This window comes from Rhizobium sp. GR12, assembly GCF_036596185.1.
GTDB classification, from domain to species: Bacteria; Pseudomonadota; Alphaproteobacteria; order Rhizobiales; family Rhizobiaceae; genus Agrobacterium; species Agrobacterium nepotum.
In genome coordinates, this window is the sequence record NZ_JASXTH010000015.1 from 118,195 (window position 1) to 143,600 (window position 25,406).

Here is a 25,406-nt window from a genome sequence, read left to right on the forward strand (position 1 = left end):
TTTGAAACTCAGGCCTGGATCAGGGCAATGCCACGGTTCTTGAAGCCGAGTGTGACATCGCTTTCGGGCGGCAGACTGGTCTCGACCGCATGGTCGATGATGAAGAGCGTGCCGATATCGGTCTCTACTTCATATTCGACGTGACCGCCGAGATAGGCGCTGTGCAGCACCCGCCCGGCAAGCCCCTGCCCGCCCGATTGGGCAATGGAAATCGCCCCCGGACGAACCGCAAGCTTTGCCGGGCCGGGCTTGGCGTTGCGTGCCGCAACCCGGTGATCGATCCCCCCGACGCGGATCAACGCATCGGCGCCCTCAAGGCTGACCACCTCGCAGCCGACGACATTCGCTTCGCCCATGAAGTCGGCGATGAAGGAAGATGCCGGCGCTTCGTAGAGTTCCCGTGGCGCGCCTGACTGGGCGATCTCGCCTTCCTTCATCACGATGATCCGGTCGGAAACGGCCAGCGCCTCATCCTGATCATGCGTCACATAAACGGCGGTAAAACCGAGCCGCTGCTGCAATTCGCGGATTTCGGTGCGGACCCGGCGGCGAAGACGCGCATCGAGGTTGGAAAGCGGCTCGTCAAGCAGCAGCACCTGCGGCTCAAGCACCAGGGCGCGGGCAACCGCCACACGCTGCTGCTGCCCGCCGGAGAGTTCGGCAGGCAGGCGATGCCCCATGCCCGCAAGGCCCACGAGCTTCAACCCTTCCTCCGCCTTTTCCCGTGCTTCCGCCTTGCGCAATCCCGAAGACTGTAGGCCATAGGCGACATTGTCGAGCGCCGTCATATGCGGAAAGAGCGCATAGGACTGGAAGACCATCGAAACATCGCGCTCATTGGCCGGCAGCATGGTCACATCCTTGTCGCCGATCAAAATGCGACCGGCAGTCGGATGTTCGAGACCCGCCAGCATGCGCAACGTCGTCGTCTTGCCGCAACCCGAAGGGCCGAGCAGGGTCACCAGCGTTCCGGGCTCGATGGTGAGCGACAGGTCGGGGATGGCGGTGAAGGCGCCGAACGTCTTGCGGACATTCTGAAAGGTAACGGAGCCGGGCTTTACGGAAATCATGCGGTTTTCTCCTGAGCGAGAGGAACGGAGGAAGCGGAGGGCAGTCCCGCGACGCGGTTTTCGCGCCGCAGGCGACGCTCGCCCACAAGAAGCTGGAAGCCGGTGATGACCGTGATCATCACGACGATCAGCATAGAGGAATAGGCAATGGCCACACCGTATTCGCCGTTTTCGACCAGACCGACGATGTAGGAAGTCGCCATGTTGTACTGGGCGCTGACGAGGAAGATGACGGCGCTGATCGAGGTGATCGCGCGGACGAAAGAGTAAACCAGAGCTGCCGTGATCGCCGGCCGCAGCAGCGGCAGGATCACTTTCCTGATCGTGCGAAAACTGTCGGCCCGCAGCGTCAGCGAGGCCTCGTCGAGGCTCTTGTCGAGCTGGCTCATCGCCGCAATGCCGCCGCGCACGCCGACCGGCATGTTGCGGAAGACGAAGCAGGCGATCAAAACCAGCGCCGATCCCGTCATTTCCACCGGCGGCAGGTTGAAGGCCATGATGTAGCTGACGCCGATAACCGTTCCGGGAATGGCAAAGCTCATCATCAGGGCGAATTCGAAGATGTTCCGCCCGGCGAACTTCTGCCGCACGATGATATAGGCCGTCAGCAGACCGACAGCAGCGGTCAGCGGCGCCGAAACCAGCGCGATCTCCATGGTTGTCCAGAACGAGTTCCAGGCAACGCCGGTCCAGGCAATCGAGCCATTGGAGAAGCTGACGGAGAAGGCGCGGATGTAGTGGTCAAGCGTCAGTGAATTATCGAGACCCCAGGTCTTCACGAAACCACCGACGAGGATCATGCCATAAACGACGACGGTGAAGAGCATCCACGGAACGACAACGGCATGGACGCCGATTGAAAGGCCGCGCGGCAGGGCGATATGCGCGCCGCTATCGCCCTTGCCGGTGACAGTCGCGAAGTTCTTGCCCGATAGCCAGAAACGCTGGGCGAGAAAAGCCGAAAGCGTGAAACACAACAGGACGATAGCCAGAACCGCCGCGCGCGAGGGATCGTTCTGCGAACCGACGACAGCAAAGAAGATTTCCGTCGACAGCACCCCATGAGTGCCGCCAAGCACCAGCGGATTGCCGAAATCCGCCATGCTTTCGATGAAGCCGATGAGGAAGGCATTGGCAAGACCGGGCTTCATCAGCGGCAGCGACACCCGCCAGAAGGTGCGCCAGCGGTCGGCGCGAAGCGTTTGCGACGCCTCTTCCATCGACGGGCTGACACCCTCGACGACACCGATCAGCACCAGGAAGGATATCGGCGTGAAGGAGAGAACCTGCGCGATCCAGATGCCGGTGAGACCATAAAGCCAGCGGCCGGGTTCGATGCCGAAGAGATAGGAAAGCCATTCGGTGACGACACCGGCGCGGCCGAAAAGCAGCGTCAAGGCGAGGCCGATGACGAAAGGTGGCGTGATGATCGGCAGAACCGTCAGAAGGCGCAGGCCCTTCTTGAACGGAAAGCGGGTGCGGGTGGCGACCAGTGCGAAACCCAGCCCCAGCACGGTGGAGCCGAAAGCGGTCATCAGGGCAAGGAACAGTGTACGCCAGGCCACGCCGCAGCGCTCCTCACCCATGACGCAGCCGAGGCTCCAGATGCCGGGATCCTGAATATTGCGGATGAAACCGTCGGCATTGAAAGAGCCGTCGAAATCCTGAACGGATGCGATCAGCATGCTGCCGATCGGATAAAACACGAAAACGGTGACGAGGAAGACCAGAATGGAAATCGAGCCGACGACAAAGGCATCGCCCTTCATCACGCCGCGTTCGGCAAGCCCGAAGGCAAAGAAAAGCACGAAGACCAGCGACATGACGACGGCCCCGACCCCCATGGCGGGCTGGCCATCGGCGAGCATGCCGAAGAGGTTTTCGCTGACGGTCCATGTCCAGCCGGTAAACCCGATCGCCAGTCCCTGCAAAATCAGAACCACGAGACCGGCAGCACCGATCCACGCAAGCAGCTTGCCGCGTCGCATCGGATCGCTGATCGGGCGGACAAGGCATCCGGCGAGGAAAAAGAAGGCGGCACCGGCAAGCCAGGGTTTTCCATAAACCAGTATTTGCAGCACACCGGGCGCATTGCCGGGAGAGGACAAGAACTCCGACAGCCAGCGGAAGCTGAAAAATCCGCCTTCAATGCGATACCAGGGAAGAAAAACCAGGGCCAAAGCCCCGAGCGCCAGGACAATGTTCAGCCTGCGATTGCCACGTGTCATGGCCGACCTCGCTTATTTCATGCCGATGAAAGAATGGCGGACACCCCGGCTTTCAAAAGCCGGGATACCGATCGCCGGAGTTCAGATCAGTTTGCGACAGCACCGACCTCGCGGTCCCAGCGCTCCAGCAGCGCCTTGCGCTTGGCGGAGTCGCCATAGGTCTTGAAGTCGTAGTCGATGAGCTTGATGTCCTCGAACTTCGGCGCTTCCTTCGGCACTTCCGCCGTCTTGTTGGACGGAAGCTGGAAGGACTTGGCGTCCTTCATGCGCGATTGGACGTCTGCCTTGAGGGCCCAGTCGTACCAGGTCTTCGCATTTTCGAGGTTGCGGGCACCCTTGATGATCGACATGGAGCCGATTTCGTAGCCGGTGCCTTCGCAGGGAGCGACGGACTTGACCGGAAAACCTTCCGCCGTCTGCGCCACGGCATCATGCATGAAGACGATGCCAAGTGCCGTCTCGCCACGCGCTGCCGCCTTGACCGGCGCGGAACCGGACTTGGTGTATTGCGAGATGTTGGCGTTGAGCTTCTTCAGATAATCGATCGCCTGATCTTCACCCATGATCTGCACGAGTGAGGCGAGCGCCGTATAGGCGGTGCCGGAAGAATTCGGATTGGCGATCTGGATTTCGCCCTTCAATTCCGGCGCCAGCAGATCGGCCCAGCACAGCGGTTCCTTGTAGCCCTTGGACTTGAAGATTTCGGTGTTGTAGCCCCAGCCCAGCGCGCCGGCATAAACGCCGACAGTTCTGTAACCGGTGCTTTCCGCCTGTTTGACGGCCCAGTCCTGCAGCTGATCGAGCATTGGCGACTTGTATTCGAGCGTCAGGTTTTCGGAAGCCGCCTGCATGTGCGGGTCGCCGGTGCCTGCCCACCAGATATCGGTCTTCGGGTTGCGGGCTTCCGCACGCACCTTGGCATAGGTTTCGCCGGAAGAAAGGCGAACCATATTGACCTTGATGTCATGCGACTTCTCGAAATCGCCCTTCATCTGTTCGCAGATGACGACATCGGCCGAGCAGATCAGGTTAAGTTCACCTGCCGCCTGCACCGATGTGGTGCCGAGTGCCGTACCGGCAAAAAGCAATGTGGAAAGTATCGTCAGTCGCATGGTTATCCTCCTGTAGCTTGCGTCTGAATGGTTGGGCCGCGCGCAAACATGGCGCTGCCGGTCGCGGCACCTTGTACTGCCACGCTGTCTGTTTTTTTGATCCTGGTTTGTTGACCCACTACTGGGTCGGGTAAATCTCGCTGTCGAAGCGGCTCAACAAGCGACTTCGTTCTTCGGGCTGGCCAAAGGTGGCGAAGTCGTAATCCACCATCTTGATCATCGATATATCAGGCGCCGTGAGCGGTAACGTCGCCCGGGCGTTGGATGGCACCTGGTTCTGGCCGGCCTTGGCTCCGGTCGCCTGTCCTTCCGGGGTCAGCGCGAATTCAACAAAGGCCTGCGCCAACGCATCGTTGTGGTTGCCCTTGACGATGCTGACCGCCCCGATCTCGTAACCGGTCCCCTCGCAAGGCGCGACGATCACCAGCGGAAAGCCTTCGATCTTCTGTGTCACGGCGTCATGCATGAAGGAAATCCCGATCAGAATCTCCCCCCGCGCCGCCGCTTTCACAGGTGCCGAGCCGACCTTGGTATAGCTCGTCACATTGCGGTTGAGCTTGCCCATGAAACTGAAAGCCTCCTCCTCGCCGAAGAGCTGGACAAGGGTGGCAAGCATGGTGAAGGCCGTGCCGGAATAGTTCGGATTGCCGGTCTGGATGTGGCCGCGATAGATATCCTTCGCCAAATCCTTCCAGCAGGTCGGGGCCGGCAGGTTGTTCCTGGCGAGCAGCTCCGAATTATAGGCAAAACCGAGCGCACCGGCATATATTCCGGCCGATTTCGATCCCGACATCGCATTGAAATTCTGCGCCCAGGGCAGCAGATCCTGCTGATGGGCGGGCTGATATTCCTCCAGCAGACCTTCCGAACCCGCCTGCAAATGAGTGTCACCGGTGCCTCCCCACCAGACGTCGACAGTCGGATCGGATCGTTCGGCACGAATCTGGTCGAGGATTTCGCCTGTGCTCCTGCGAACCATCGAAATTTCGACGCCCATCCGGGCTTCGAAAGCCCGCTGCATGGTCACGCACCAAGCCTCGTCGACGCCGCACAGGACGTTCAACTTGGTCTCGGCCATGCCATGTCCTGCGCCGCACAGCCATAACGCCATGCTCGCCGCAAGTGCGGTTAATGCTCTCAACTGAGCCTCCCTGCTTGGAACCTCCCCGTTCCAATCTCCGCCGACAACATGTCACATCCTGTCCGCGCCGCAATCGAAGAATGGTTACCAATCTTTCACCGCACTGCCGAACAAGATTACAGTTATTACAATTATGACAGGGGAGATAACCAGCCAGCCTTTGAAGATCGCTTCCAGCGTGCCTATGATGGCGGCGGGAGGAATACGCATTGCTTAATCAGAAGGTTCGCATTCTGATCGTCGAGGACGATCCGGATATGGCAGAGCTCATCTCGGACCTCGTCGAGGCCGAAGGCTGGCTGCCCACCAGCGCGCGCTCCGCCGAGGAGGCGGACGAGATATTGGCGAAGGACGTGATGCAGCTTGTGCTGGTCGACCACAATCTGCCCGGCACCTCCGGCCGCGCCTTTGCCCAGAGACTGCGCAGCCGGATCGATATCGGCATCGTCATGGTGACGGCTGCCGGCAGCGCCGCCGACCGGGTTCTCGGTCTGGAGACGGCCGCCGACGATTACGTTGTCAAACCCTTCGAACCGATCGAACTCACGGCACGGATCAAGGCCGTGCTGCGCCGGACGATCCCCTCCTTGAAGCAGGAAAAGGACAGCGAGCGCGATCACGGCCGGGCAGCATTGCTCCTCAGCGACTGGGCGATTGATCTCAATGCCCGACAGGCCATCTGCCTGACCGATCGCAGCAGAACGCTGACGAGTGCCGAATTCGCACTTCTGGAAATCCTGGCCGAAACGCCCAACCAACCCGTCAGCCGCTCCCAGATACTCGACAGGCTGGGCTCGGAAAGCGACCGCTATATCGATAGAAATGTCGACGTGCTGGTACTGCGGCTGAGGCGCAAGATCGAGCGAAACCCCGATCTGCCGCGTCATATCAAGACGCGGCGTGGCAAGGGTTATGTCCTGCATACCGGCGAGGGCGAGCTTTCCCCGTGATCAGCCGCTCCTTCCTTTCCTCGATCGCCTTTCGCCTGCCCTTCGCGATCGTCTTCATCTGCATTCTCGTCTTCAGCCTTTCCGCCATCGCCATCTACGGCCTGCAGCGGGCCCGTGATGAAATGGCCGCATATGGTCTTCAGGCATTTTCCAGCCTTACCAAGGCATCGCTGGTCTCGCGACAGGTCTCCGATCTCGTCTCAAGCGCGCCGTTCCTGATGAACGCCGCCTCGCCCTATCGCGTTTCCAGCGAAAGCCGGTCGGTGGTCCAGCAGGTCGACATCCTGCTCGAAATGACAGGACAGGGCAGTGACGACCGGGTCACCCGCGGCTTTGCCAGCGAACGCATCGTCGAACTTCTCGAACTCATCAGGACACAGACGCTGGATCTCGCAAAGGACGCCGATGCCGCACAGGGCCACAAGGCGGAAGCGGCAGCAGCACTTGGCGAGATTGCCACCGGTCTGGGCATCGTCGATCCGGAACTGCGCCGGCGTATGAACGGCATCGTGCAGGCCGCATCCGCATCCGACAGCCTCTTCCAGCTTGGCGAACTCCGCCGCCGTTACGTTGCCGAAACCACCGCGCGCCAGGAAGGCTATCCCGGGGAGCGGCTCCCCGTGGCCGAGCTGCGACCCTATGAACGGGTCTTCGAAGCCCAGAGCCGCTATCTCCTGGAAATGTTCGCGATCCGCGCCTCGGTGTCGCGGCTTCACATCGTGTCGCGCGATCTCTCCCACGTCACTGAAACCCAGAGCGACGCGGTTGCCCGCAGCTTGAACGAGGACCTGATCTCGACCTCGGATGCCATTAGCCGGCTACTTGTCATCGTTGCTGTCGCCTCCCTTCTGGTTCTGGTGGTGGCGATCTTCTCGATCAAATCGGTGATGCGCGTCTCGCGCGGGATCGCGACGCTTTCCAACGGCATGAACGCGCTCGCCAAGGGAGAGAAGGATGTCGGCCCGCCATCTTACACCGGACCAGAGACGGAGCTGATCCGCCTGCTCGATGCCTTCCGCGCCTTCCATGACAGCGTCGATCGTGTCTCCCGTCTCCGGCGCACGGCGGAAGCGGCGGCCCGCACCATCCGTTCCACCTTCCGCAACATGAATGAGGGAATAGCACTGTTCGATCCGACCGGCCGTCCGATCACCATGAACCGACGGATCATCGAGCTTGTCGGGCGCTCCGGCTCATCGCGAAAGTTGCAGCTTCGCCGTTTTGTCGAGCCGATCCCGGAAATCGATCCGTTTCTACTGCCTTTCGAAAGTGAGCAGGGCAAATTGATGGACCGCGCTGTCGTGCGCCATCGCACCGAGGACCAGCGGGTGATCGAAGTGTCGATGTCTCGCCAGCCGGATGGCGGCATCGTGCTGCTCGCCCGCGACGTGACCGCTCTCGATCGCCAGGAGGCGGAAGCCGCGAAAGCCCAGAGGCTGGACGGCATCATGCGCATGACCCATCAGGTCAGCCATGAAGTCGGCAACATGATCGGCATCATCACCGGCAGCCTCGGCCTGCTGGAACGGGAAGCAGGCTTCAACGACCGCCAGAAACGGCACATCGCCCGTATCCGCAAGGCTGCGGACCGTGGCCGTTCTCTGGCCAGCAGCATGCTGACCATCGGCAGCCAGCAGCCGATCCACGCGAACCACATCAACGTCGCAAACCTGCTGCGCGGCATGGCCGATATCCTCGAGATTGCAGTCGGCCCGAAATGCCGGATCGCGCTTGACCTCGACGAGGATCTTCCTTCGATACCGCTCGACCCTGCCCTCCTTGAGCAGTCCATCCTCAACCTTTGCCTGAATGCCGCAGCGGCCATGCCTGATGGTGGCCTGATCTCGATCAGCGCCGCTTTCGAGAAGGATGCACTAGTGATTGCCGTCACCGATGAGGGAGTGGGCATGACGCCCGAGGCCGTGGACAAGGCCTTCGAGCCCTATTTCACCACCCGGCAAGAACACGGCGGGGCAGGCCTTGGCCTCGCCATGGTCTACGGCTTCGTCCGCCAGAGCGGCGGCGAGGCGCATATCGTTTCGAAACCCGGTGAAGGCGCAAGGGTGCAACTGACTTTTCCGGCTGGCCCCGACCACGCCCATGGTCGATGACCTCGCGAAGATAGGAATTGGTCAACCAATCGAAGCGTTAACCCGCGGTCAACTCAGAATATTCACTGTCCCTTTCGTCCTGCCAGCTACGATCACGCCATCCGAATATGGGAAACAGTGCCGTCGTGAGAAATCAACCAAAAGCTGAAGCCAGTGATCCGCAAGCCTATTTGACCGCGCGCCTTGCAACCGCGCAGTCTCGTATCGAGAAAACCTTTCTCGAGGGCGGATCGGTGCTCGTTTCGGTCATGGACATCCTGAACGAGCTTATCGCCATATTGGACCGCATGACGGATTCGATGGACAGCTACACCGCCGATGCCGCAATGGCCAACATGCAAAAGACCATTGAGGACATGATCCGCCTGCCGGAGACCGAACAGGTGCGGCAAGCCGCTTTTGTCGAAATGAGTTCCCTCTGCAAATCCGCAAACGGCCATGTCGATGATATCCGCGAGACGATCCGTTACCTGAAAACCTTTGCAGTCACGGTAAAGATCACCGGCGCAGGCATCGCCGAATTCTCCTCCTTTGCCGAGGAAATCCGCGAGCGCATCCATTTCGGCGGCACTGAAGTCGGCAAATTCGCGCAATATCTCGATCTCATGGACAAGCAGCTTGCCAGGGCCCGCAACGTTTCCTCCGTCATCGGCGCAGATTTCGAAGCGACGATCCCGGGTATTGTCAGCGGCTTGAAGACCAATTCCGGTCGTATCGGCGAACAACATCGTGCCATGACGGGCATGGCAGCCAAGGTGAAAACGGTAGCGCAGCGCGTGCAGGGCAAGATCGCTGCGACACTGTCGTCTCTCCAGATCGGTGACATCACCCGCCAACGCGTCGAACATGTGCAGATGGCGCTGTCCCTGTTCGATGATTATCTGAATTCCAAAGAGGCGAAGGCTTTAAATGCCGCCGAAACGGATGCCCTTTGTGACGCCGTCTTCGAGATGGTCAGCGCCCAGATCGATGAATTGGCGACCACGTTCCAGCGGGATTGCCGCAAGATTTTTGCAGGCATCGCAAGTTTTGCGGACGATGCGGCAACCATTCTTTCGCTGCGTGACACGCTGGTCGAAGACGCCGCCAATGATGGCGGCAGCGCGCTGCAACTGCTTGAGAGGGATATAACCAGGGCTTGCGATCTGGCCGAACGTGTTCAGGAAGGCATGGCGGATGCCAACGCCGTCGTCTCTTCGGTCACCGGAACCGCGCAAGATCTGTTGCACGGCATCGAGGTGCTGCGCTCGATCAAAACCGAAATCCACTATATGGCGCTCAACTTGAACCTGCGTTGCTCGAAACTGGGTGACGAAGGCCGCTCGGTCAATGTCGTCAGCGGCGAATTGCGGATCTTTGCCGACAAGCTGGAAAGCCCGGCGGATTCGATCGTTTCCAATCTCCATCGCATCGAAAGCGTGATCGGAAATCTGATGACGGCGGACCGTAGCGCCGGCGACCTGCCGGAGCCATTGAACGACGCGCTGGAGGCCATAAGCCGCGCGAAGGGCCAGATGGAAATGGGTCTCGATGATCTCGCGACGGAAGGTCAAGCCGTTTTCAGCCGCATCAGTGCTGCCGTGATCAAGCTCGATTTCGAAAGCGAACTCGGCGACGTCCTGAACGAATGCCGTCAGGTGGCGGGCGAACTGGTCAGTGGCGACGCCCCGGACATTTCCGCATTCGCGGAGAAAATTCAGCCGTTTTCGGCACGGATCTACAAGCTCTACACGATGGCGAAGGAGCGCGACGTGCATCTTCGCTACCTGCCGGCCGATCTTGCTTCCGGGCAGAAAGAACCGGCCTCCGCTCCCGTTCAGGATTGCCGAACATCTCACTGACTCGCTAGGCAAACTACGGCTATCACATGGCCGGATGCCACAGCCGGTCCGAGAAGAATCGTTGCCTGCCAATTGCCATGATAGCGGCGTGTTTCGTCGGTAAATCGACGCTTTTGACATGTGAAAAGCCGGACTTTTGCAGATTTCGCAATTGTCGATGATGGTTGCTGCTTGGCTCTTGCACGATCCGCTCGGTGCGCGGATCATCAATAAACATATAGTGCAACAGCGAAGGCAGCCACGCGGTAAACCAGTTGCGGCCACGGCATGTCTCGTCACCGACAATTACATGGCAACCACGGTCGTAGTCGCTCGCATCGCAAAAGCTGCCAACCACATCTTCCTTTGCCCAATAGACCTCGAAATAGGAAAACGGTCTACCATCGAAACGGCCCATGAGCGGCATGATGTGCTCGTCGGCGAACATGCCCTCAAGATAACGGCTGTGTCGGTCTTCATCTCCCGCTTCGTGCCAGAACTCGTTCACACGCGGACTATTCATCCAGCTGTGCACCTCCGGCAGATCATCCAGCGTCGCGACATCAAGCGACAGGACGCCGCCGAGCCAGGGGATGAAACGGGCATAAACCGCCCCCACCGGTTTCGGCGGACGTAATGGATGCGACACCCTGCCGTCATGGATGTCGTGACGGGGGAACAGACCGGTGACAGGTGCAGTCCAGAGACCGGGCGTCTGCCAGAACATATCCGCCCACACGGCAGGAGGGGTAGAGGTAGATCTCACCTGCGCGTAAAGCCCTTGGGCCGTAAACTCGTCTTTAAGCCCTGCCCAGCCATTGCCCGACAGCGTCAGGAATCGAAGCGCGGGAGATGTGGAAAACAGACACTCAAACGCTGCGGCGGCCAAACGCCAGGTGCCTGACGCCATGGCCGACACCTCACCAACCTCAATCTGTCCACCATTGTCATCCGTAGAAAGAAGGAAAACTGCCTTTGCTCCATCAGCATCGGAAACCAGAACCCGTCGGCCCTCCCGATATACCTCGACCGGGCCTCGGCCATGGAGATTGAAGGCACGATAGACGACAGGACCACTCATCCCGCCGACCTCGCGGGGTGTGGCGGGAGTAACGATCCCCCGCCGCATGTCGCCCTGATGATCCATCAGAAAACTTTCGTCAGTGAAACGGCGAAAGTGCGTCCGCGTCCCTTGTAGTCGAACACGGCTTCATTTGCCAAAGCCCCGTAAAGGGCGTTGGCGCGTGCGCCCCATATGGTCGAGTAATCCTTGTCGAACAGGTTCATCACGCCGAAGCGCAGCGTTGTGTCCTGCGCTTCGAAACGATAGGCACCGGTTAGATCAAAGAGGGTGTAACCACCCATCTTATGGCTGTCATCGTCTTTAAGACTGAAGACGTGTTGACCGGCGAGCTTGACGTTGAAGTTATCTTTTGTCCAGCCAACATAACCGCCGAGCTTGGAAACACTGGCCGTGCCGATGCTTTCCTTCTCCCAGTCGCCGTCTGACTTGATCTCCGATTTCACCCAATGGCCGGATGTACCCACATCGAAACCGTATTCCAGTTTCGCACTGGCGCTGGCCTCGATGCCATAGACACGTCGCGCACGATCAAGGACATCGACCGCCAAAGTTGTACGGTTCAATTCGACGGATCGATCGGAATGCGAGTAATACGCCGCTGTTTCGAAGCTGTATGTATCGTCGTTGAAGCGGTAACCGACTTCGAATGAATTGGTCTTGATCGCCTGGAGTGCGGAGCCGGCGACATTGACGCTGTTCAAGAGGACATAACGGCCGCCGACGAGCCTATAGTTCCCGAACCCATAATATTTTGCCGGGTCAGGAAGCTCGAAGCCCTGGCCGAAATTGGCGTAGACCTGCTGCGTGTCAGTCAGCTCGTAGGTCGCGCCGGCGTTAAACAGAGCGGCATCATAGCTGACATCTCCGCCCGGGATGGCATCTGCAGAGGAGCCCACCCCGTTGAGAATGGCGATCTGCTGCCGCGTATCAACGAAGCTTGAGACATCGGTGGTGGCATATTGGTAACGAACGCCACCATTGACCGTCAACCTGTCTGTTGCCTCATAAGATCCCTGGACAAAACCGGCCACGGTCGAGACATCGATCTCGGGATAGAGCCCGGTAATGCCGCTCGTTTTGAAGTTCATCGCACCGGTCGTCGCGACTGTCAGGAAATCGAAGACGTTCTGCTTGGAACTCAGGGAATCCCGATCGGCATCGATGCCATATGTCACCCTCAGTCCGTCCAGAGGCTCCGAGATCATCGCTGCCTTCAGGCTGTAGTAATCAGTATCCTGCGAACTACCGCCAAAATAGGTGAAGGGAGAAACAATCGCGCGACCCGGAAACGGGTGGAACCGAATTTCTTCCCGCCGGAAGCTGCCCTGCAAAAGCAGTTCCTGCCCCAGGAAATCGTTGTCGGTGTAAGTCGCGTTCACCATGGTGCGGCGCGTGCGGGGATTGAAATCCGACCGGTAGCCATCGCGCGTTTCAACCAGATTGGGATTGGTTACCCCACCCAGACGCGCGCCAAGATAAAGCCCAAACGGCGAATCCTGGGCGCTATCATAAAACTGGCCGGACACCTCGAGGCGCCGGTCGTCATCGATCTGTAAGCCCACAGTTCCCATGAAATCGACGCGCTTGTTGAATGCTGTGGACGTCTGGGTAATATCGGGGGTGAGCATCGTGCCGGAGCCATCGTAAAAGGCTCCTGTCTGGTTACCGGCGATGGAGAAACGCGCATCCCAGTTTTCGCTGTTATAGGTCACGGCACCCGCACCGTTGCGGTCAATGTCGCGGGTATGGCCAAAGCCGCTGCCGAGGCCAGCGGTGACTTCGCCATGCAGACCTTCCGGCGCATCCTTACCCTTCTTCGTGATGATGTTGATGACACCGCCTGTGGCGTTGCCGCCGTAGATTGCCGTTGCGCCGGACAGGACCTCGACGCGCTCGATATTGAACGGATCGATGGAATCAAACTGGCGGCTGAGCGAGCGCGCCGAGTTCATCGAAACACCGTCGATGAGAATGAGGGCGGTGCGTCCCCGCAGGTTCTGGCCATAAGCTGTGCGTGCACCTTCGCTGGCGGGGTCGAAACTTGGAACTTTCTCAGCGAGAATTTGCTGAAGCGACTTGCCGGAGCGGGCTTCGGCCTCGATGGCCTGTGCATCAACGACATAAATCGTTCGCGCTGTCCGCGAGATTTGCTGGGGTATACGGTTGCCGCTCACAACGATCGGCTCCAGCACCGTAGGACTATTGCCTGATTGCGCGTTCTGCGATGCATCCTGCGCCTGCGCGACGTTGTCGCCGCCCCCGATTGCGACGGCGATAGCCACAAGACTAACGCCGACATTCCATTTTCCGATCATGTCGCCCCCAATGCGCAAAAAATATCTCCCGAGTCGTCCGATCGGGAAAAATACAAGACTATTTTTATCATGTTTTATGCGCTATGAAACGGCCGGGCTTGGATAGGGACGAACCCGATTTGGATAGATGCGAACATCAACAGAAAAGGCAGGTTTGATTTTTCATGGAAGTGATCCGACCCCTGAAACTTGGAACCCTCTCCCTGCCCGATTCAGAAAGCAGGCTAGTCTGCCGTACGATCCTTCTGGATATGCTGGGGGAAGCAACGATTACCGTCGAAGATGGTGATCTGGCAGGAGTGACCGGTCTTGTCTGGAAACATGAAGACCTCTCCTTGGCGACCGTCTACCTGCCAAGGACCTCACTTCGACTGTCCACACACGGAGTCGGCACGCATGATATCGTGATATTGAGGGCCACTGACGGCCCATTAATCGTCCATCATAGCAAGCAAACCTTTGAAATGGCGCCGCGTGATGTCATTCTTCTTCCCTCGGACATGATGTCGGAAATCGTTCTGCCGGAAGGTGGGCGCCTCGACTGCGCCCATCTTCCACATGCCGCCATCACCCTTATACGAAAGTCGATCGACCGGATTCTATTGCGGCCCTTTTCAGCAGAATGCCTGCCGTTGCAGTTGTTGACCAACTATGCGGGATATCTACTGCGGCAGGACCATCAGGACAAAGAGCACGCCAGTATGATGGTGGCGCATTTCTATTCTCTGCTCCCCGTTCTAGCCCAATATGTGGCCGAGGCTACACCTTCCGCTATTCCGCAAAGCCGCCTTGAAGCAATCAAGGGGATGATTGAGGAAAATCTGACCGACGGCTCCTTTTCCATAGCCGATGTGGCACAAGCCGAAGGGATCACACCGCGCGCGATCCAAAAGCTTTTCAGTCGGGCGGGAACGACCTTTTCGCGCTACGTGTTGGAGCGACGGCTTGTACTCGCCAAAAACCTGATACTTGCCGACAATGCCGCAACCCCGATCAGCCAGATCGTCTACAGCGTCGGTTTCAACGATCTGTCCTATTTCAACCGGACCTTCCGCAGTCGCTACGGCATATGCCCTACGGATTTGCGCCGCATGACGGCGCAACCCGTGTGACCATAACGTTAAACCGTCGAGCCGATCGCCCGGCTCGTCAGGCCGCATCTTTCTTCCGGTCGAAACGGACGAGAGGATTGTCCACCATACCCTGGAAATCCGGCACCGGACGCTCGTCATCGTCAGCATAGCCATGGGTGAACAGGCGCACGCGGTTGAGGCAAAGCCGGGGATATTCACTTCCGAACAGATCGAAGATTGCGAAACGTTCCGCCATGTCAGGGAAGCGCGCCTGATAGCGTCGGACGCTTTCTCCAGCCAGCGCCCAGAATGTCGCCTCCGACAACCCCGACCTCTTGTCCAGCAGCACTGACATGTAGCGGAAGACGCAAATGAATAGCGTTGTCTGGACGAAGTGCATCAGGAAGTCCGCCGGCAGGCGTAGCAGCACTTCCTGAACCTCCTTCGGCAGACTGTCACTCTCCGGGAAATTCAGGTCGCAGACGATGACATCATCGATGAAATCGCGCAGCGCCAACCGCACTGGCAAACCGTCTTTCAAGATCACGGTCGCGTTCTGCCCGTGGGCGGAAAAGGCCAGGCCATGACGGGCGAGAAAATGATACACTGGAGGCAGGACGACATCAAAGAAACGGGCCAGCCAGCTTTCGACGCTGACACCTGCTTTTTCCGCCAGAGCCTGCACCACCGGCTTGCCGTCGCTACCTGCATGCATGAAAGCGGCAAGCGGCATGCCGGTTTCACCGGGCTTTAGATGGCCTCCCAGGCTATCGCGCCACAGGCATCCAAGCATCTCATTAAACTGGTAGGGCGCGCCGGGAACCTTCGAAAACTGTGGATGCATATAGTGCATGCCCGCCCGTTCTCCCAGAAGCACGAGGTCGCAATCTTTCGAGAGGAAAGCGTCATTCTTCAAAAGCTCGTCAAGCCACGTCGTGAACGGCGCTGCCGTCAGCGCCCGCTTGCCGGGAATACCGCGATAAACTGCGGTGTTGAGAATCGTCATGCACAGTTTCAGCGTTGATTTTTCCGGGTTGCTGACATTCGATAGGGTGCGGACGGACTGCTGCGGTAGATAGAGGTCATCGCCCTCCCCCAGAAGCACGATATGCCCGGATGAAATATCGGCGGCAAAGTGCGGCACGATCATGTGGTCCCACTGCCACGGGTGAACCGGCATAATGTCGTGCGTCTCCGTAGAGAGGCCTGCAGATTTCAACGTGGCAACAAAAGATGCGTAAAGCACCTCGCCGACAGCCTCGCTCACCAGCCGTTCATTTGTCAGCCCCGCTTCGCCAATGAAGGACGCCCGCTCGCGGTTTACCCCGATCCAGACAATCTTCAATGCCGATCGGTTTTCCGGGGTATAGGCGAGATAGTCCGCATAACCGAGGCCGATACGTCCTTTGCTAACCGTGACCCATGGATGTCCGGTCATCTCGCCTTCCATGTGCATATCATCGAGTTCGGCAAGCTCGGCACCGGTCTTGCCGGCACGAGCGGCGATGTGAGCATCCGAAACGAGGGTATTGCCAAGCTCACGGATGAAATGCGCGACTGTCATGGGCTTGACGCCAAGGTCCGGTAGTACTTCCGCGCAGAAGGCCAGCGGATCATGAACCGGCTTGCTGACGCCATCGGCATGTCTGACAATGGTCTGGGGTTCAACCGAGAGATTATCGAACACGTATGACTTGGCTTTGAAACTGTAGGAAACCGTTGAAAAATCGATCCGGTAATGACCCGGCTTTTCCAACGTGACGGGGAAAACGCGTTCATAGGCAAACTCCTCGATCACCTTGGCCAGCAGCCGGCGGGCGGTATCTCTCCAAAGGGCCGGCGCAAAGGCGGGGTGATAGAGCGTTTCAAACGGCGCGGGCATAGACATCTCCTGAAATTTTCGAGGACGGGGCGTGGTCTTGCGGAATCCCGAAATCCTGGAAGGCAGATCGCGCGGTGACCCGGTAGTGCTCTCTTTTGAGCAACTGATTGATTATGACAGCATTGCGGAAAGCACCGAGACCAAGGTCTGGCGCGCCGACGCCATGCTGGAAGGTTTCGGCATTTTGAACGAAGATGGCTCCTGCTCCGCCGTCGCGACGTCTGGCGCGGAAATCCGCGTCGACGATCAAGTCGCCACCCTCGCAGGTTTCCAGTATCTGCCCTTTCAGTACGTCAAGCCATTGCGGCCACGCATGGCGATAGCCGGTCGCCGAGACGATCTCATCGGCCTCGACGGCGCTTTCCTCGCCGGAAAGATTGTGCCGCAGACCGATCCTCAGACCGCCGGCAAAACCCATGGTTTGGATATCGGTGACATCGCAGTTGGGTGATAGGGACAGGCCTGGGTCACGACCGCCGATCGAGCGCTCATAGAGCAGATCGAAGATATCCCCTATCGTCGAAAAGCTGATGCCCTTGTAGAGCAATCCCTGATCGGCAACCGTCTGACGGCGTGTCGCGCGCGGCAGCTTGTGGAACTCGCGCATATAGTCGGGCGTGAAATATTCCAATCCGAGCTTGGAATACTCCATTGGGAAGAAGCCCGCTGAACGGGTGATCCAGCGAATAGATGCTCCCGCCGCCACCTTTTGAGGTGTCAACTCGCTAAAGAGCGCCAGCACGCATTCCGCCGCACTCTGGCCCGATCCAATCACCGTCACACGACGAGCTTTCATCAACTCAGCCTTGCGCTTCGCAAATTCGGCCGAATGGAAAAGCGGGGCATTGGCCTGCAGACCTGGCCACTTCGGCAGGTAGGGCGAGGTTCCGATCCCTACAGCGATATTGCGGCTGCGATAGCTGCGTGTCGTTCCGCTCACGGAGCGGGTTTCGGTTACGAAAGTGTCGGTAGCAGCGTCGTGCTGCACGTCGGCAACGGTTTCGCCAAACCGGCAGCTATCGAGCTGTTGCGAGGCCCAGCGGCAATAATCGTCGTATTCTTGGCGCGGGATCAGGAAATTCTCATAGAAATAGAATTTGTAGAGACGGTCATGGGCCGCCAGATAGTTGAGAAAGCTCAGGCGATGCGTCGGATCCGCCATGGAAACGAGGTCGGCAAGAAACGGCACCTGCAGCGTCGTCCCCGGCAAAATGAGACCCTCATGCCAGCGGAAACTCGGTTTGCGCTCCAGAAACTTTGCCGAAACTTCCGGGTGGGAGGATAGAAGCGAAGCGAGGCCAAGATTGAATGGCCCGATACCGATGCCGGTAAGATCGAGTGTGGTCATGGTCATAGTCCAAATTGTTCGATGAAACGCTGTCGATGGCAGAACATCAGTTTGGCGCGTTTGTCCGGCAGGTCGATTTCGCCCTGCTCCTCAAAGGCGCAGATCGGCGCATATCGCAGCAGGCGACGAGCTTCGACACTCGGTTCCCCCACCACCTTTTCCGTGGCGGGATCATCGAGAAAAAGGAAGCGGGTAAACGCCCGGATCACCGCAGGCGCGATGCCTTTGCCAAAAAATGAAGGCTCTCCCACCAGCATGTGCCAGCCGCGATCCTTGTCAGCAGCCGGATAATGGCGACCAAGAATATCGTCCTTGGCCCAATAGGCCTCCCAGTAGCTCATAGGCGTGCCATCGATGAAACCGATATATGGATCCTGATGCGGGTCAGCCAGATTGGTGTCGATATAGGCCGCGATATGCTCTTTCGGCTTTGCCATCTTCCATTGCGGTACGACATGGGCCTGGTTCATCCAGCGCCACAACAGGTCGAGATCGCGCCCCTTGTCCAGTAGCCGAAAGCTAATCGTCCTGCCTATGTCCGGATCGTAACGGGAATAGGCAAAACCGGCGCCGGTTATTGTCAGGTTATCCATGAGCCTGCGCCCGCGCATGCTGAAACAGCGGATTGTCAATTTGCAGATAGACCGATTGTGTTTCCAGAGGTCCGACCAGCTCATCCATCTGCGCAAGTCGCGTCTTGAGGTTGGCCTTGCACTGCAGAACGGGCGCCAGCATCTTTTCCACCAGACGTGATTGACCGCCTTCTTCCGCATTGAGTTTGATGAGTGCTGCGCGCAGCTGCGAAATCAAGGCCTCTTCCTCGATCAAACCCTCACGCCCCAGAGCCCCGACCATGCCGAGAATGGAATTGATGAAAGCGTAATAGAGGATGCGCTCATCCACCGGCTCCTCGCCGAAGACGGATTCGCTGCGGATCCCTATGCCCGGAATGGCGGCGTTCAATGCCAGATGGCCGCGCTCGTGGTGGAAGAAACCCTGATTATCGCGATAGAACGCGGCAACCGGATAACCGTCAGCAATTTCGATCAACATGTTCTGTTGGTGTGCCTCGATTGCGATCCCGTGGCGCAGGTAGAGAGCAAACACCGGCGTGACGAAAACCGTCAGGAAACGCGAGAACCAATCTGCGGCGACAGCTTCCACCGGGCGGCCCTCAATATCCGCCCGCCTGCTGATCAACGCACCCAGTCTGCTGCCACGCTCCGGCAGATGCTCGCACAGGGCGGCGAGCAGACTCACGTTCCGACCAACCTCACCGCCATGGAACGGGTTTTCGCGCATCGTAACGGAAAGACCATCAATCACACTGCCGTTGACCGCAACACCCATATAGGCAGGGTCTGGCATGAGGTTCAGGCCGGGATAATCCGTTTTCAGGTCCTGCCACAGACGGCTTGCCCGGAAGCGATACATGTCATTCCCGCGCAGCAGTTCACGGGCAAGATTGACACGCACCGAGTTGGTTATGCCGATGCCGAGCGATAACTTCAGCATGAACGGGGCATCCGGCCGGTAAAGCGTGCGCACAGAGGAGGTGGGGAACCATGGCTTGCCTGCCTCTCCGCAATCCACGATTTTACCGGCGGCGATCAGGGCTGCGACATCCGGCTGTTGCAGCATGGCGTCCGCCTGCCAGGGGTGTACCGGCAGGAAGGCGAAGTCTCCGTCGGGCACCCCGTTGCGCAGGGCAGCCAATGTTTCGCCGTCCACTGCGTCGAGCCACTCCTCGGCGGTGGCAGAACCATCGGAATGGCCAGTATGGTAAAGTCCACGCGCTACGGCGAACCAGCGCAGCGGAAAGCTTGCGGCAAATTCAGGCGAGTAGCGTTTGCCCTCGTCTTCCGTCATGCCTTCACGGCTTTTGGGGCAAGGGTGTATACCGTGACCGGCAATAAGCCCCTGCTCAGCTTCGATGAAAGAAACCTCCTCACCAATCAGTGTGACAAGATCGTTCTCGCGGGTGCGAAGCGCCGCCTCCACCAACAAACGGCTGGAATGGGTGCGGTTCAGAAGGTCATTGCGGCCTTCCTCGGATGCAGTCGCCTCAATACGCCCGACGATGATGCCAATCGCATCCTCTGCGCTGACCGTGTTGGTACCGTTGTCGTCACTCAGCACCAACGGCTCACCAAAGAGATGATGCCCGGTCGCGGAACGATAGAGCACCGGCACCCTCAGACTGCCGCCATGTCCGGGAAAGTTCAGCGTCAGTTTTTGCCTGCCGCTGTCGTGTCCCCACAAGCAAAGGTCCACATATTCGCGGGCCACGCAGTTGAGCAGGGATCGAAGCGCTAGGGTTGCGGCTTTACGTGCGTACATCGTCGTTCTCCAGTTCGCGCGCCATCTCTCCGACCGCGTCTAGAACACGGCCAATGACGTCGGGTGTGGAATGGGGATTGAGAAGCGTCAGCTTAAAATGAACCCGCCCGTCAAGGACGGTGGTTGCAAGTGCAGCAATGCCGGTACGGAACAGTTCTGCCCGAATGACAAGCGTCAGTTCGTCAGACTGTTCAGGTCCTTGCGGCGATACATAGCGGAACAGGACAGTCGACAATGCCGGTTCTTGCGCCAAGTGTAGGTAATCGCGCATCCGCACGGCTTGCGCGGCCGCAGCCGCATTATCGAGTGTCTTGCAGATCAGTGCGTCGAGCCCTTCCCGCCCGATTGAGCGCAGCGTCATCAGCACCTTCAGCGCATCACTGCGTCGGGTTGTCTGGACCGACGACTCCACGAAGTTTGGCACATTGCCGAAAATCGAAACTTCCGGATTGAGATAGTCCGCCTTCATTGCCAGTGGCGAGAAATGGTTGCGATCTCCCAAAAGCAGGGCGCCACAGCTGATCGGCTGGAACAGCATCTTGTGGAAGTCGAGTGCGATCGAATCCGCCCGCTCTATTCCCGCCAGGTGATGGCGATGCCGCGAAAACAGCAGTCCGCCGCCATAGGCCGCATCCACATGCAGCCACAACCCATTCGCCTTTGCCAGATCGGCAATTTCCGCCAGGGGATCGATAGCGCCAAGGTCGGTGGTGCCCGCAGTTGCCACCACCGCAACGAGCGGCCGGCCTTGCGCTGTCACATCAGCGATTGCGGCTCGCAGGGCGGGCACGGACATGCAACCCACGTCATCCGTTGCAATTGTGATCACAGCATCTTTGGCAAAACCGAGGAGAGACGCACTTTTTTGGATGCTGAAATGCGACTGTTCCGAAGTGAAGAGGACACCACGGCTTCGCGCCGCCGGCCCGTGTCTCTCTGCTGCGAGATAGAGTGCCGTCATGTTGGACTGGCTGCCGCCGCTGGTGAAGCTGCCGCTCGCCGTTTCCGGCAGTCCGGTAAACCCTGTCAGCCATGACAGTACCCGTTCCTCCACCAGCGTCGCGAAAGGTGACTGGTCCCAGGAATCGAGTGATTGGTTGGTGGCGGAAATCAGCACCTCCGCCGCAAGTGCTGGCACCGCCACCGGGCAATGAAGGTGCGCCATGGTTGCGGGATTACCGACATCCAGCGCATGCCGTACCGCCGGAAGGCCGACCTCCTCGAGTGCTGCGAAAACACCGGTACCCTGTTCCGGGCAGACGTCCAGCCCTGCCAGAAAACCGCGCAGGCCGTCAACATCGACGCCGGAGTGAATTTTGGTCCGGGTCGTGTTTTCGGTAATCATCGCCACTGCAGTCATCATCGCCTGACGATAAGCCGAGCGTGCGGATACCCCGGGGCCAAGGATGGTGGCGGACAATTCGTCATCCGCAACACCCGCCTGTTTGCTGTACAGTAAAGCGACGCTCATGCAGCGTTGCGTCCAAGGCGCAGGAAGGCATCCGAGAGAATATTGGAGGCCTGATCAATCTCTGCGTCGGAAATGGTCAGCGGCGGAAGAAGCCTGAGAACGCTGCCATGGCGACCACCGGTTTCCAGAATTAGACCGGCACGAAATGCCGCGTTCTGGATCGCCCTAGCGGTATCGCTGCCATGCGGTGGATGGCCGGAGCTGTCCGGATTGCGCGCCGGGTCGATCACCTCGACACCCAGCATCAGCCCTTCGCCGCGAACCTCGCCGATATAGGGGGTATGGTTCTGGATGCGTTCCAGATTGGACCGCAGCCTTCGCCCGGCAATCGCTGCTCGTTCCACAAGCCCGTCGCGCTTGATGATCTCCAGCGTTTTCGATCCAGCTGCCATGGCTAGCTGGTTGCCCCGGAATGTGCCGGCATGCGCACCCGGTTTCCACAGATCAAGGCCCTCGCGATAAATCATCACCGACATTGGCAGACCTCCGCCAATCGCTTTGGAAAGCACGATGATATCCGGCACGATACCTGCCTTCTGGAAGGCGTAGAAGGTTCCGGTGCGACCGACACCGCTCTGCACTTCGTCAAGGATCAGCGGAATGCCAAGCTCGCTGGTGACGGCGCGAATCTTGCGCAGCCATTCGACAGGCGCCGGAATAACGCCGCCTTCGCCCTGAACCGCCTCAAGAATAACCGCCGCAGGGAGATTGATCCCACCTTCAGGATCGCGCAGCGCCTTTTCGAAATATTCTGCCGCAAGCGTCGCTGTCTCGTCGCCGCCGCGTCCGAAGGGGCATCGATAGGCATAGGGATATGGAAAGAAATGCGCTCCTGGCACCAGTTGGCCGATAGCCGCCTTCGGTCCGAGCGATCCCATTAGCGATAGCGACCCTTGCGACATGCCGTGATAGGCGCCACGAAACGCTATGATATCTGTGCGCCCTGTGGCGGTCTTGGCAAGTTTTATCGCTGCTTCCACCGCATCCGTTCCACTCGGTGAGCAGAACTGGATCTTCGCCTCGTCTCGCAGGCCAGCAGGCAGTGTCTCGAAGATATCGGAAACGAATTTGTCTTTGACAGGCGTCGCTAGGTCGAGCGTATGCAGCGGGAGGCCCGAGGCCAGCACATCCTGAAGGCTGGAAATGACTTCCGGATGATTGTGTCCGAGCGCCAGCGTTCCGGCACCGGCGAGGCAATCGAGATAGGTGCGTCCCTCCACATCGGTAACAATGCAACCGGATGCTGATTTCAGCGCAAGGGGAAACCGCCGCGGATAACTGCGCGCATTGGATTCACGGCGTGCCTGACGCTTGAGGTAAAAATCGTTATCGTGCCGTGGGAACGTGTCCATGAGATCAACTCCAATGGAATTGTTGTGGATTCGCGTCCGTATCAGGCACCTGCCGTAACAGGTGCCCTCGGACACCGCCCGATCCTTCGAAGGAACCAGACGGACAGTCCCATTCCCGCAAGCGAAAGAACGGTTGCCGTGGAAAAGAGCGCGGAATAGCCCATCCGGTCGGCAACCAGGCCTGCTACGGAAGCTCCCGCCATATAGACAATCAACTCGGCGCAGGTGAGGATGGTAAAATCCGTTCCTGGCTGATCATTGGAGGAGTTCTTCATGAAGAAGGAATATATGGCGACCAGCTCCATATAGCGGATCAGCGTCTGGAATGCCGAGGCCGACATAGCCACCCACATGCCGGGCCAGACGCCGGAAGCATTCAGCATGAAGGCGAGGAAACAAAGGCTTCTGAGGCCACCCAACAGGATAAGCGTTGTCGTCAAGCCAACCTTGCGGATAATGAAAGCAGCGATCGCCACGCCGATTAGGCCCGCCGTTGCCGCCGCTCCACCTGAAAGGTAACCGATCCAGTCAGTCGGCACGTTGCTGTCAACCAGATAGGTGCCTTCCATACCACGAACGAGACCTTCGCTTGCCCGGTACGTCAGCGCAAAACCGAGGATCAGCCAGGCATTGGGGCGGCGGAAAAAACCTCCAAGGCTGGCGCGCTTTTTCTCTTCCCCTGCCGTGGGCGCTTCCGGCTGCATCGCCAGGGCGGCAAAAAGGGGCAGCAACGATAGCACTGCTACCAGCAGTATCATCGTGCGCCATCCCGCGACATGAAAGATCACCAGTGCCGCCGTACCGCCGACGATTACGCCCAGCGCAATGGCCCCCGCCTGGACGGCATTGCCCAGGGAGCGCGTCTTGTCGGTCAGGCACCTTACGGCGTAACCGTCCGTTGCAATATCCTGCACGGAGGACACGAGCGTGATCGATATGCAGATCGCAAACAGGACCATGGCATCGCTCGGATCCACCAAAGCCATGGAAGCGATACCGGCGCTGACGAAAAGCTGGGTCGGCACCACCCAGCTGCGGCGATGACCGAGCTTGGGCAAAGGAGACCATCGATCCACAAACGGTGCGACCGCGAATTTCAGGATGAGGGGCAGCATCAGCAACGAAAACAGCCCGATAGCCGTGCGCGATGCCCCACTCTCGCGCATGATCGGCGGCAGAGCTACCAAAAGCAGATAAGTCGGTATCCCTTGAGCGAGGTAAAGACCGCCCAACACATACATTAACCGCCGCTCGAAAGTCGAAGTCGGGGCAGTGTCACCGGGGATCGCGTCGTCGATTTGGGCCATGCAAGAACCGCATTGATGAGCCCGGAACACCACAGACCTGGGAAAGGTTTTCAGCGCTTCAAACGCCGGTCTGTTCCGAAGCATTAAACAGGAGTATTTTTATCATCTTTATATCGCCTACAAGGAAATGCTTGGATATGGACGAACACGATTAGGACAATTACGAACGGTGGTTCGACACGGCAGAACTGAAGCAAACAGTTCCAGCGGCCACGGCCTTCGAACAGGATCAGGTCCGTTTGTTCGCTCAGCTGAACGCGTGGCCCGTAGCGTTATTGAGGTAGGCCGGTCGGGAGACTGGCTGAAGATCAAGTGTATTCCATGATCGTCGGGTACGAATGGTCGGAAGCCGCCTGCGGCAAGCTGGGCGGCCTGTTGCTCACAGGCAGGAGGGGCGATAGCTGGGTGTCGGTCGGCTCGGTGGGAGCAGGCTTCAGCACGAGCGATGCGGAGTATCTTCGGAAACTCTCGATAAACCGAAGACCGCAAAAGCCGGTTGTTCCGCTCAAAGATAAAAATCTTGTATTCGCCCAACCCACTTTAATCGCCGAAATTGAGCTCGCGGATGGACGGATTGCACTCTCCGATCCTGAGCCGGAAGCTCGGGTGCTGGCGTGACTGACGCCAGCACTACGACGGGTGATCAGGTGCTCTGCATTCGCCATCGTGGTCCGAGTTCGAGACGCAACGATCAACTATCGCGCTGCATCAGCCCAAGAGCGACAGTGGTTGCAGCCAGGAGCGCCGTCAGGGTTAACGGTGCAGTGGCGCCATAGTAGTCGACGATGTAGCCACCGAAAAC

At 58.7% G+C, this 25,406-nt stretch carries 17 protein-coding genes and 1 pseudogene; 5 read left to right on the forward strand and 13 right to left on the reverse strand.

Annotated features, from left to right (window positions below; genetic code table 11):
• Window positions 1–8 precede the first annotated feature (8 nt).
• The 4 genes from QSK43_RS22910 to QSK43_RS22925 form a co-directional block, all read right to left on the reverse strand.
• Window positions 9–1,070, reverse strand: a complete 1,062-nt coding sequence (locus QSK43_RS22910) for an ABC transporter ATP-binding protein (protein WP_045023338.1) — start codon at window positions 1,068–1,070, stop codon at window positions 9–11.
• Window positions 1,067–3,298: an ABC transporter permease gene (locus QSK43_RS22915; RefSeq protein ID WP_332305404.1), complete on the reverse strand. Its 2,232-nt coding sequence runs from the start codon at window positions 3,296–3,298 to the stop codon at window positions 1,067–1,069. The genes QSK43_RS22910 and QSK43_RS22915 overlap by 4 nt, the downstream gene beginning before the upstream one ends.
• Window positions 3,299–3,384: 86 nt before the next feature.
• Window positions 3,385–4,410, reverse strand: a complete 1,026-nt coding sequence (locus tag QSK43_RS22920; RefSeq protein WP_332305405.1) for an ABC transporter substrate-binding protein — start codon at window positions 4,408–4,410, stop codon at window positions 3,385–3,387.
• A 118-nt stretch (window positions 4,411–4,528) separates the two neighbouring features.
• On the reverse strand, window positions 4,529–5,521 hold the full coding sequence (locus QSK43_RS22925) for an ABC transporter substrate-binding protein (RefSeq protein ID WP_332305422.1): 993 nt from the start codon (window positions 5,519–5,521) through the stop codon (window positions 4,529–4,531).
• A 239-nt stretch (window positions 5,522–5,760) separates the two neighbouring features.
• Between QSK43_RS22925 and QSK43_RS22930 the strand changes: the two genes are divergently transcribed.
• The 3 genes from QSK43_RS22930 (at window position 5,761) to QSK43_RS22940 (ending at window position 10,453) form a co-directional block, all read left to right on the forward strand.
• A complete protein-coding gene (locus tag QSK43_RS22930; RefSeq protein WP_332305406.1) occupies window positions 5,761–6,501 on the forward strand; it encodes a response regulator transcription factor in 741 nt (246 codons plus the stop codon).
• The gene (locus QSK43_RS22935; RefSeq protein WP_332305407.1) at window positions 6,498–8,612 is read left to right on the forward strand and encodes a sensor histidine kinase; all 2,115 of its coding nucleotides are present in this window, start codon (window positions 6,498–6,500) and stop codon (window positions 8,610–8,612) included. The genes QSK43_RS22930 and QSK43_RS22935 overlap by 4 nt, the downstream gene beginning before the upstream one ends.
• A gap of 125 nt (window positions 8,613–8,737) precedes the next feature.
• Entirely contained in the window at window positions 8,738–10,453 is a 1,716-nt protein-coding gene (locus tag QSK43_RS22940; protein WP_332305408.1) for a chemotaxis protein, read from the forward strand.
• Between the two features lie 22 nt (window positions 10,454–10,475).
• On the opposite strand, the gene QSK43_RS22945 is transcribed toward QSK43_RS22940, so the two are convergent.
• Window positions 10,476–11,579 (reverse strand): GNAT family N-acetyltransferase, encoded by a 1,104-nt coding sequence (locus tag QSK43_RS22945; protein WP_332305409.1) that lies wholly within the window; start codon window positions 11,577–11,579, stop codon window positions 10,476–10,478.
• On the reverse strand, window positions 11,579–13,831 hold the full coding sequence (locus tag QSK43_RS22950; RefSeq protein ID WP_332305410.1) for a TonB-dependent receptor: 2,253 nt from the start codon (window positions 13,829–13,831) through the stop codon (window positions 11,579–11,581). Before QSK43_RS22950 ends, QSK43_RS22945 begins: the two co-directional genes overlap by 1 nt.
• 164 nt (window positions 13,832–13,995) lie before the next feature.
• On the opposite strand from QSK43_RS22950, the gene QSK43_RS22955 reads away from it, so the two are divergent.
• Entirely contained in the window at window positions 13,996–14,943 is a 948-nt protein-coding gene (locus QSK43_RS22955; protein ID WP_332305411.1) for a helix-turn-helix transcriptional regulator, read from the forward strand.
• A gap of 37 nt (window positions 14,944–14,980) precedes the next feature.
• On the opposite strand, the gene QSK43_RS22960 is transcribed toward QSK43_RS22955, so the two are convergent.
• The 7 genes from QSK43_RS22960 to QSK43_RS22990 are packed head-to-tail and all read right to left on the reverse strand — an operon-like array spanning window position 14,981 to window position 24,604.
• A complete protein-coding gene (locus QSK43_RS22960; RefSeq protein ID WP_332305412.1) occupies window positions 14,981–16,786 on the reverse strand; it encodes an IucA/IucC family protein in 1,806 nt (601 codons plus the stop codon).
• Window positions 16,770–18,134, reverse strand: a complete 1,365-nt coding sequence (gene basC, locus QSK43_RS22965) for a putative histamine N-monooxygenase (protein WP_332305413.1) — start codon at window positions 18,132–18,134, stop codon at window positions 16,770–16,772. The genes QSK43_RS22960 and basC overlap by 17 nt, the downstream gene beginning before the upstream one ends.
• Before the next feature lie 2 nt (window positions 18,135–18,136).
• Window positions 18,137–18,727: a GNAT family N-acetyltransferase gene (locus QSK43_RS22970; RefSeq protein WP_332305414.1), complete on the reverse strand. Its 591-nt coding sequence runs from the start codon at window positions 18,725–18,727 to the stop codon at window positions 18,137–18,139.
• Window positions 18,720–20,474 carry an IucA/IucC family protein gene (locus QSK43_RS22975; RefSeq protein ID WP_332305415.1) on the reverse strand — a complete coding sequence of 585 codons (1,755 nt, stop codon included), beginning with the start codon at window positions 20,472–20,474 and terminating at the stop codon, window positions 18,720–18,722. The genes QSK43_RS22970 and QSK43_RS22975 overlap by 8 nt, the downstream gene beginning before the upstream one ends.
• A complete protein-coding gene (locus QSK43_RS22980; RefSeq protein ID WP_332305416.1) occupies window positions 20,461–21,945 on the reverse strand; it encodes a pyridoxal phosphate-dependent decarboxylase family protein in 1,485 nt (494 codons plus the stop codon). The genes QSK43_RS22975 and QSK43_RS22980 overlap by 14 nt, the downstream gene beginning before the upstream one ends.
• Window positions 21,942–23,297: a diaminobutyrate--2-oxoglutarate transaminase gene (locus QSK43_RS22985; protein ID WP_332305417.1), complete on the reverse strand. Its 1,356-nt coding sequence runs from the start codon at window positions 23,295–23,297 to the stop codon at window positions 21,942–21,944. Before QSK43_RS22985 ends, QSK43_RS22980 begins: the two co-directional genes overlap by 4 nt.
• A gap of 41 nt (window positions 23,298–23,338) precedes the next feature.
• The gene (locus QSK43_RS22990) at window positions 23,339–24,604 is read right to left on the reverse strand and encodes a RhtX/FptX family siderophore transporter (protein WP_332305418.1); all 1,266 of its coding nucleotides are present in this window, start codon (window positions 24,602–24,604) and stop codon (window positions 23,339–23,341) included.
• Window positions 24,605–24,887: 283 nt separating this feature from the next.
• On the opposite strand from QSK43_RS22990, the pseudogene QSK43_RS22995 reads away from it, so the two are divergent.
• Window positions 24,888–25,179, forward strand: a pseudogene (locus tag QSK43_RS22995) (ATP dependent DNA ligase); the annotation flags it as partial.
• Window positions 25,180–25,406: the final 227 nt, after the last annotated feature.